General features: G+C 40.3%; 9 protein-coding genes. All 9 read left to right on the forward strand.

The window, feature by feature from the left end:
* Nucleotides 1-791, forward strand: a 791-nt coding sequence (gene ylqF / locus AC1DSB_RS08710; RefSeq protein ID WP_477586477.1) for a ribosome biogenesis GTPase YlqF, incomplete at its 5' end; no start/stop codon positions are given.
* A 185-nt stretch (nt 792-976) separates the two neighbouring features.
* The gene (locus tag AC1DSB_RS08715; protein WP_477531012.1) at nt 977-1,741 is read left to right on the forward strand and encodes a ribonuclease HII; all 765 of its coding nucleotides are present in this window, start codon (nt 977-979) and stop codon (nt 1,739-1,741) included.
* Nucleotides 1,742-1,754: 13 nt separating this feature from the next.
* Complete coding sequence (locus AC1DSB_RS08720) at nt 1,755-3,629, forward strand: hypothetical protein (RefSeq protein ID WP_477531011.1); 1,875 nt, start codon at nt 1,755-1,757, stop codon at nt 3,627-3,629.
* Nucleotides 3,626-3,910 carry an EscU/YscU/HrcU family type III secretion system export apparatus switch protein gene (locus AC1DSB_RS08725; protein ID WP_477531010.1) on the forward strand — a complete coding sequence of 95 codons (285 nt, stop codon included), beginning with the start codon at nt 3,626-3,628 and terminating at the stop codon, nt 3,908-3,910. Before AC1DSB_RS08720 ends, AC1DSB_RS08725 begins: the two co-directional genes overlap by 4 nt.
* 141 nt (nt 3,911-4,051) lie before the next feature.
* Nucleotides 4,052-5,212, forward strand: coding sequence for an ADP-forming succinate--CoA ligase subunit beta (gene sucC, locus AC1DSB_RS08730; protein ID WP_016427698.1), 1,161 nt, complete (start codon nt 4,052-4,054; stop codon nt 5,210-5,212).
* A gap of 18 nt (nt 5,213-5,230) precedes the next feature.
* A complete protein-coding gene (gene sucD, locus AC1DSB_RS08735) occupies nt 5,231-6,133 on the forward strand; it encodes a succinate--CoA ligase subunit alpha (protein WP_016427697.1) in 903 nt (300 codons plus the stop codon).
* Nucleotides 6,134-6,372: 239 nt separating this feature from the next.
* Nucleotides 6,373-7,269: a DNA-processing protein DprA gene (locus AC1DSB_RS08740; RefSeq protein ID WP_477531009.1), complete on the forward strand. Its 897-nt coding sequence runs from the start codon at nt 6,373-6,375 to the stop codon at nt 7,267-7,269.
* A 105-nt stretch (nt 7,270-7,374) separates the two neighbouring features.
* Nucleotides 7,375-9,450 (forward strand): type I DNA topoisomerase, encoded by a 2,076-nt coding sequence (topA, locus tag AC1DSB_RS08745; RefSeq protein ID WP_477586479.1) that lies wholly within the window; start codon nt 7,375-7,377, stop codon nt 9,448-9,450.
* A 144-nt stretch (nt 9,451-9,594) separates the two neighbouring features.
* Nucleotides 9,595-9,721, forward strand: a 127-nt coding sequence (locus AC1DSB_RS08750) for an FAD-dependent oxidoreductase (protein WP_477586481.1), incomplete at its 3' end; no start/stop codon positions are given.

The raw sequence follows: 9,721 nt of genomic DNA on the forward strand, positions 1-9,721 counted from the left end.
AAATTGAATTGATTGATGCAAGATTGCCGCTGTCTTCACGAAATCCGATGATTGATGAAGTGATCGGACAGAAGACACGTCTTTTGATTTTAAATAAAATGGACATGGCTGATGATTTTCAAACGAAAAAGTGGATTCAATATTTWGAAGAACGTGGGCACCGTGCTGTTGCCATCAATTCGCTTGAAGGCAAAGGGTTACAAGTTGTGACCAAAGCAGCAAGTGAGCTGTTGTTCGAAAAGTGGGAGCGTATGCGCCTTCGTGGAATCAAACCACGAGCTATTCGTGCGATGATCGTCGGGATTCCTAACGTTGGTAAATCAACGTTAATCAACCGTCTGGCGAAGAAGAATCTAGCTAAAACGGGCAATACGCCTGGTATCACAAAAGCCCAACAGTGGATAAAAGTTGGGAAAGAACTAGAGCTTTTGGATACACCAGGTATCCTATGGCCGAAGTTTGAAGACCAGGCTGTAGGTTACAAACTGGCATTGACAGGTGCAATCAAAGACACCATAACCAATATGGAAGACTTGGCTGTATATGGTCTGAAGTTCTTAGCTGCACATTATCCAAAACGTATGGAAGAACGCTACAAATTATCTGAAGTAGATGAGGACTTAGTTGTCACATTTGACCATATCGGGAAACTTAGACGTGCCTACGCAGGTGGTGGGGAAATAGATTATGATCAAGTTGCGCAACTTATTGTACGTGATATCCGTGGGCAACATCTCGGTAAATTGACGTTTGATATTGTGGATGAATTGGTATCAGAACCTGAACAGTAACCTTTTTTACCTTCGGGTAAGAAAGGTTTTTTTATAAATACAAGACGTTTTTTGTGGAATATCAACGGCAACCTTCAAATTGGGTTCTTATTAGAGCAAGGTGTAAATGCACGCTCTCGTTTTATATTCAATATCATCAACATTCATACATATATAGCAAAACACAGACAAAGAGGTGAAGCGGAATGCTAACAATAAAGGCAATTTCAGAACAACTTAGGAACACATCAAAACCTAATGACTGGACGAATGAACTCATGAACGATCAACGGACGGGTGTTCAAAAGCTGGTTGCGTCCTGGCTAAAGAGACTAGAAATGGAGAAAAAAGTTCAACTTGAACATGAAGAAAAGATTCATTTTGACAATAGTCACAAGCTATCGATGAATGATTTGGTAGCTGGCATAGATGAAGCAGGGAGAGGTCCTCTTGCTGGTCCTGTCGTAACTGCGGCTGTCATTTTCAAGGATTACCCGAGCGAACTTTTTGGGATAAATGACTCCAAACAGCTGTCACGCAGTAAAAGGCAGAGTTTCGCAGAAGTCATTAAAAAACATGCACATTGTTATTCCATACATATTCAAGAAGTTGAACAAATTGATACCTTAAATATCTACGAAGCGACACGGTTATCCATGATGCAAGCAGTTGACAACTTGTCGATTGAACCGCACGTCTTATTGGTTGACGCCATGAAGCTGCCTACAACAACATCACAACACTCGATTATCAAAGGGGATGCCAAGAGTCTGGCCATCGCTGCAGCATCGATATTAGCAAAAACAACGCGTGATGAAATAATGGATAAGTTTGATAAAATCTATCCAGAATATCATTTTGCGAAAAATGCCGGGTACGGGACAGCATTACATTTGGAGGCTTTGAGTGAGTTTGGTCCAACGCCCATTCATAGAAAATCATTTGAACCTATAAAATCCATGACTTCATAAAGGAGGTTTGAGCATGTCATCCACTATAAAGCCTTCTATACGAACCGCAGTCACAAGTGAACAGATTTTCTCGTTAAAACACGGTCAAGTAATTCATGGGAGTGTGAAAAAATTATTTCCTGACCAAAGAGCCGAAGTTCAAGTGGGAAATCAAAAAATGATGGCGATATTAGAAGTTCCTTTAAAAGCCGGAGATACTCATTACTTTCAAGTAGTAGGTGATAAAGCAGCTTTGCAATTAAAGGTAGTGACAGATGCTCTAAACTCTTCCAAAGCCACATCCAGTCAAACGAAGCAGTTAATGGACTCCCTTCAGTTGCCGAAAACAACCGAAATGGAGAGTATTGTACAACAGATGGTCAAAGAAAAAATACCTCTATCTAAAGAACAGTTACTATTGGCAGAACAATGGCTGAAAGAAATCCCACCACAGGTTAAAATAGCAGAAGGTTTGTTGGCGATTCAGAAACTGAGTGAGCTCAAATTATTATTTACGAATGAAAACTTTCGCACGTTAATCAGCGGACAAGATAAAAATGGCATACACCAGCTATTGGATGCGTTTAAAATAGCCTTACAAAATGATACGTCCATTCCATCCAGCCAAAAGGGAAACCTAGAGAAAGCATTAGCGCAAATATCTCAGCCTTTCTCAAATGAACTTGGCGGGGCAATACTCGGACAAGTGATTGAACGATTACAATCACAGAATACAAGCGAAAGTGACAAGCTGGCATTGTTGAATTTGTTGAAAGACGTTGGACTTGTCCCAAAACAAGCAACACTTGCCAACTGGTTAAGTTCACAAGTAACATCCATTGAAGCGCCAGTTGATGGGCAAAGTTTGCAAGTTGGACAACTACTTCTTCAATTGCAAGACCCAGTTCGAGCTCAGGAACTATTGAAATTTCTTCAAAACATGATTCAACAAAACCAACTTCTATCAGTTGAAGGAAAAGATGAAATCCAACAACTGATTCAAAAAGTAGTGCAGATAGCACCTCAATCGCGAGAATGGAATGCGGCTATAAAGTCTTTAATAAATGAAGTAATAAAGGCATTTGCCGAAGCAAGTCAATCCCAACCATTTCACACTGACCAGAAATTGTTTGCACCAAAGGATTATGTGTTGTCCATATTAACTTCCTTGAACGGTAAAGAGTTGGACGCAAAGGTATTTGAACAATTAACACTGCTATCTAGTAAATCCAATCAACTACCCGTTCAGCAAGCTTTTATTACAGCAGAAGCTACAATTCAATCTGGAATAAACAGCATAGCGATCGAACAAGCAATGAAACAAATACTTGGCAATATCGGATTTGCTTACGAAGCAAAATTAGCGAAAGGAGCGAATCTGAGCCAAATAAGTGAATCGCTTAAACCGCAATTGCTGGCATTACTACAAAATCAAGTGATTGCAGCCACGTTGAAAGAAACAGCAGAAATGATTGTTTCCCGGTTGAATGGGATGCAAATATTATCGGGTGAAAATGGTCCTCAACATCAGTTTCTTATGCAAGTTCCACTGGATTTTCTCGGAAAACGCATGGATGCCTCACTGCAATGGAATGGTCAAATGAAAGAGGATGGGAAAATCGATTCCAATTATGCCCGTGTCATGTTTTATCTGGACTTAGCTTCTTTGAAAGAGATTGTAATTGATATGCAAATACAAAATCGTGTCATCACAATTAATATTTTTAACGAAAGTGATGCATTAATGCCTTATGCAGAACAGTTCAGGGAAGCGCTTAAAACAGGTCTTAGCTCGTTAAATTATCAATTATCAGGCGTATTTATGAAAAGTTATATAAAGCAATCGGAGCCCCATCCTATATTGACAGAGGCGCAAGTAAGCAAGTGGGGAGTAGATGTTCTAATATGAGGGAAGAAAACAAGACCATCAAAGAAGCTGTCGCATTGACATATAAACAGAATGTAGAAAATGCCCCGACAGTCATAGCTAAAGGCAAAGGTGTAATTGCTGAAAATCTAATAAAAAAAGCACTTGAACATAAAATTCCCATACAAGAAGATCCTAGTTTAGTGTCGCTGCTTGGCCAATTGGATATCAATGAATCGATTCCTGAAGAGTTGTATCAAGCGGTTGCAGAAGTGTTTGCATTTATTTACCGGATTGATAAGTCTCATGGCATGAATAAATAGAAAAACTTTTTTTCGACAAAAAAGTACAGAATATTCGATGTTTCAGTAATATTAAGGACAAGTGTGGACATTGTATGACAGGTTTTATACAATGGTTAAGGTAGTAAATTACTTGACAGAAGTTTGATTGGAGGATGTAAAATGAATATCCATGAATATCAAGGTAAACAACTCCTCAGACAATATGGTGTCGCAGTGTCGAACGGTTTAGTTGCTTTTTCTCCTGAAGAAGCAGTAAAAGCTGCAAAAGAACTAGGCACTGAAGTTGTCGTGGTGAAAGCTCAAATCCACGCAGGTGGTCGTGGTAAAGCTGGCGGTGTTAAAATCGCGAAGAACTTGGATGAAGTTCGTACATACGCGAAGGAACTTCTTGGTAAAGTCCTTGTCACTCATCAGACAGGTCCTGAAGGAAAAGAAATCAAGCGTCTTCTAGTTGAAGAAGGCTGYGACATTAAGAAAGAGTACTACTTAGGTTTAGTACTTGACCGTGCAACTTCACGTGTAACTCTTATGGGTTCTGAAGAGGGCGGAATGGACATTGAAGAAGTTGCTGAAGCAACTCCTGAAAAAATCTTCAAAGAAGTAATCGATCCAGTTATTGGATTAACAGGCTTCCAAGCTCGTCGTATGGCTTTCAACATGAACATTCCAGCTAAGCTAGTAAACAAAGCTGTGAAATTCATGCTTGGTCTTTACCAAGTGTTTGTTGAAAAAGATGCGGCAATCGTTGAAATCAATCCACTAGTTGTAACAGGTGGTGGAGACGTTATGGCACTTGACGCGAAGTTTAACTTCGACGCTAATGCTTTATATCGTCATAAAGACATTTTGGAATTACGCGACTATGACGAAGAAGATGCAAAAGAAATCGAAGCTTCTAAATATGACTTAAGCTATATCTCATTGGATGGCAACATCGGATGTATGGTTAACGGTGCTGGACTAGCTATGGCAACAATGGATACAATCAGCTATTACGGCGGATCACCCGCTAACTTCCTTGACGTTGGGGGCGGTGCGACAGCTGAGAAAGTGACTGAAGCATTCAAAATCATTCTTTCAGACAAAAATGTTAAAGGGATCTTCGTTAACATCTTTGGCGGAATCATGAAGTGTGACGTTATCGCTGAAGGCGTAATCACAGCTGCGAAAGAAGTTGGATTGCAAGTACCTTTAGTTGTTCGTTTGGAAGGTACAAACGTAGAACTTGGGAAGAAATTATTGAATGAATCTGGCTTAAACATTATTGCGGCTGGCTCTATGGCTGATGGCGCGCAAAAAATTGTTGAACTTGTAGGCTAAGAAAGGCAGGGACAAAAGATGAGCGTTTATATTAACAAAGATACGAAAGTACTCGTGCAAGGTATTACGGGATCAACAGCTCTTTTCCATACAAAGCAAATGCTTGAGTATGGTACAAAAATCGTCGCTGGTGTAACTCCAGGTAAAGGCGGAACTGAAGCTGAAGGCGTACCCGTTTTCAATACAGTAGAAGAAGCTGTGAAAGCAACTGGCGCTAACGTGTCCGTTATTTATGTTCCAGCTCCATTCGCTGCAGATGCTATTCTTGAAGCAGTAGATGCTGACTTGGATATGGCGATTTGTATTACTGAACACATTCCTGTTCTTGATATGGTAAAAGTTAAACGCTATATGGAAGGCAAGAAAACTCGTTTAGTCGGACCGAACTGCCCAGGTGTAATTACACCTGAAGAATGTAAAATTGGTATTATGCCAGGATACATTCACAAAAAAGGCCATGTAGGTGTAGTTTCTCGTTCTGGTACACTAACTTATGAAGCAGTACACCAACTTTCTCAAGAAGGTATTGGACAAAGTACAGCTGTAGGTATTGGTGGAGACCCAGTAAACGGAACTGACTTCATCGATGCATTATCTGCATTCAATGAAGATCCAGATACGTATGCAGTAGTAATGATTGGTGAAATCGGCGGAACAGCTGAAGAAGAAGCTGCTGAGTGGATCAAAACTAACATGACTAAACCTGTAGTAGGATTCATTGGTGGACAAACAGCTCCTGAAGGTAAACGTATGGGCCATGCCGGTGCGATTATCTCTGGTGGTAAAGGTACAGCTGCTGACAAAATCAAAGCGATGAATGAAGCTGGCATGGAAGTTGCAGCTACTCCATCTGTTATTGGTGAAACTTTAATCAAAGTGATTAAAGAAAAAGGCTTGTACGATCAATGTAAAACACATTAATCTAAAATAAATGCTCGAAACGTTGTTAATTCAACGTTTCGAGCTTTTTTGATTTTGTCTGATAATATAATTCTTTTTAACAAGCGGTTCTAACATCTAATTTATATAGAAGAAACTCAGAAAAGTAGAAGTCGAAAGTAGTCGAAAACTGGTCAATTTATTAATAACAGATTAATATAAAAGGAGGCGACGCATCGTCGGATGTTTTGCTTCTGTTTCTAAAAAAAAGGAGGAAATGCATGATCAATCTATCATTTTATCATCGTTTATTGGCGCTTCACTATGTTTTGCCTATCCCTCTAAATCGCTTGGAGCCCCTACTTCAAGTAGATTCTGAATTAGCCTCATGCGAGGGAATGGATATCTATCAGCTTTCGAAATTATTGAGACTGACTCCTGAACGAGCCAGGAAATTTAAAGATGCATATGCAAAAGTGCTTGAAACCCCCCTTATACAAGCATATAACTCGAATAACATTACCCCAATCCCATTTAACCATCCTAATTATCCCAAACAATTAAGAACACTATATGACCCGCCAGCAATTCTTTACGCGAAAGGCAATATTGATTATTTAACGATGAAAAATTACGTGTCAGTCGTTGGTGCGAGAGACGCAACGGACTATTCGAGAGCTTCGATGTCATTGATTCTTCCTCCACTTATTGAGTATGATATGGTCATTGTCAGTGGCATGGCGAAAGGTGCTGATGCAATGGCTCATCAGACAACTCATAATCTTGGCGGAAAAACCATCGGAATCCTTGGTCATGGTCACTTCACCCGCTATCCCAAAGAGAACGACCAGTTATATACGATCATGGAAAAGCATCATTTAACTGTGACTGAGTATCCACCGTACGTCACTCCACAAAAATGGTATTTTCCTATGCGAAACCGGCTAATCAGCGGTATTTCTCAAGCGCTGGTTGTAACAGAGGCAAAAGAAAAAAGTGGAACAGTCAGTACCCTCCAACATGCTTTGGACAATGGAAAAGATGTCTATTGTGTCCCTGGTCCCATCACCTCAATGCTGTCACTCGGACCCAACCGGTCGCTATTAGATGGGGCTAAACCAATCTGGAATGGCTATCAAATTGTAGAAGATTTTCAAGGATTGTCTATTCAAAATTGAACAATGTAATGAAAAATGGTTGCATTATAGTAAAATCTGTTATACATTTTGCAACAGGTATTTCTTTTATTGATTTATTAGGAACCTCTATGAGGAGGCACATACATGTCGGATTTTTTAGTGATTGTGGAATCGCCAGCCAAAGCGAAAACGATTGAACGTTATCTTGGCAAAAAGTACAAAGTAAAAGCATCACTTGGTCATGTTCGTGATTTGCCACGTAGTCAAATGGGTGTAGACGTAGAAAATGAATACACACCAAAGTACATCACGATTCGTGGTAAAGGCCCAGTTATGCAGGATCTGAAATCAGCAGCCAAAAAAGCGAAGAAAATTTATCTCGCGGCTGACCCCGATCGCGAAGGCGAAGCAATTGCTTGGCATCTAGCGAATTCATTGAACATTGATATTGAATCAGATTGTCGCGTCGTTTTTAATGAAATTACAAAAGACGCAATTAAAGAATCGTTTAAAAACCCCCGTCCCATTGATATGGACTTGGTAGATGCACAACAAGCCCGTCGTATTTTGGATAGGTTGGTTGGTTATAACATCAGTCCGATTCTATGGAAGAAAGTCAAAAAAGGTCTATCTGCAGGTCGCGTGCAATCCGTTGCGTTAAGACTGATCATTGACCGTGAGAACGAGATTAAGAATTTCCAGCCTGAAGAATACTGGTCAATCGAAGGTAGCTTTGAAAAAGGCAAAAAATCATTTGACGCGATGTACTTCGGCAATGGAAACGAAAAGGTCAAGTTGACAAACGAAGACCAAGTAAAAGAAATCTTGAAACAACTTAAAGGTGACAAGTTCGAAGTCACAAGCGTTGTTAAAAAAGAGCGTAAACGCAACCCAGCGCCATCGTTCACTACATCATCCCTTCAACAGGAAGCGGCACGCAAGTTAAACTTCCGAGCACGAAAAACAATGATGCTTGCTCAACAGCTATATGAAGGTTTGAATGTTGGAAAAGAAGGTACTGTCGGTTTGATTACGTATATGCGTACAGATTCTACCCGAATTTCCGATACAGCGAAGAAAGATGCACACAGTTTTATAGAAGGGGAATATGGCAAGGAATATGTCACCACTTCAACAGGACCGACTAAACAATCGAGCAAATCTCAGGATGCCCATGAAGCGATTCGTCCTACGAGCGTATTGAGATCTCCTGATCAGCTGAAATCAATTCTTTCAAAAGATTTATTCCGTCTCTACAAGTTGATTTGGGAACGGTTCTTGGCGAGCCAGATGTCTTCAGCAGTATTAGATACTGTGACGGTTGATTTAACAAATGAAAATGTTGTATTCCGTGCGAATGGTTCACAAGTGAAATTCCCTGGTTTCATGAAATTATATGTAGAAGGCAACGATGATCAAGTAGAGGAAAAAGATCGTATATTACCGGAAATGGAAAAAGGCGATTTTGTGAAGAAGCTTGAAATTGAGCCGAAGCAACATTTCACACAACCACCACCACGTTATTCGGAGGCCCGACTTGTTAAAACGCTTGAAGAGCTTGGGATAGGCCGTCCTTCGACATATGCACCTACACTTGATACAATACAAAAGCGCRGATATGTATCACTCGATGCAAAGCGTTTTGTGCCAACTGAACTTGGTGGCATTGTCCATCAGCTAGTGTTGGAGTTTTTCCCGGACATTATTGACATCGAGTTTACTGCCCAGATGGAAAAAGATTTGGACAGTGTCGAAGAAGGACAGGAAAAATGGGTTCACATCATTGATAAGTTCTACAGAGACTTTGAAAAGCATGTAACACACGCGGACAAAGAGATGGAGAAAGTCGTAATCAAGGATGAACCTGCAGGAGAAGATTGCGAAAAATGTGAATCTCCAATGGTCTTTAAATYAGGCAGATATGGAAAATTCATGGCATGTAGCAACTTCCCGGATTGCCGTAATACAAAAGCAATCGTTAAAAATATCGGAGTGACGTGTCCAAGCTGTAAGGAAGGCGAAGTCGTTGAACGTAAAAGTAAATCGAAACGTATTTTTTATGGATGCGATCGCTATCCAACTTGTGAATTCGTTTCATGGGACAAGCCAATCAGCCGCCCATGTCCGAAATGTAGCGAATTGCTAGTAGAGAAAAAACTGAAAAAAGGTATTCAAATCCAGTGTACTTCTTGTGATTACAAGGAAGATACACAAGCATAATAAAGATAAGCAACAAGTGTCGGTCCAGTTGGTCCTTAGTGGGCTAACTGGACTGAWGTTTGGAGCTGTACATAGAAAAAAAGAAATAAAAATCTGTGAAAGTTTCTATTTTCTCAGATTGTATAGAAAAGGTTGGTGTAGGAATTGACAATCGTCAATGTAATTGGAGCAGGTCTTGCAGGAAGTGAAGCTGCGTGGCAAATCGCCAAAAGAGGTGTACGGGTTCGATTGTACGAAATGCGCCCGGTTAAACAAACAGCTGCTCATCACA

This window comes from Paenisporosarcina sp. P4_E4_2, from assembly GCF_056401595.1.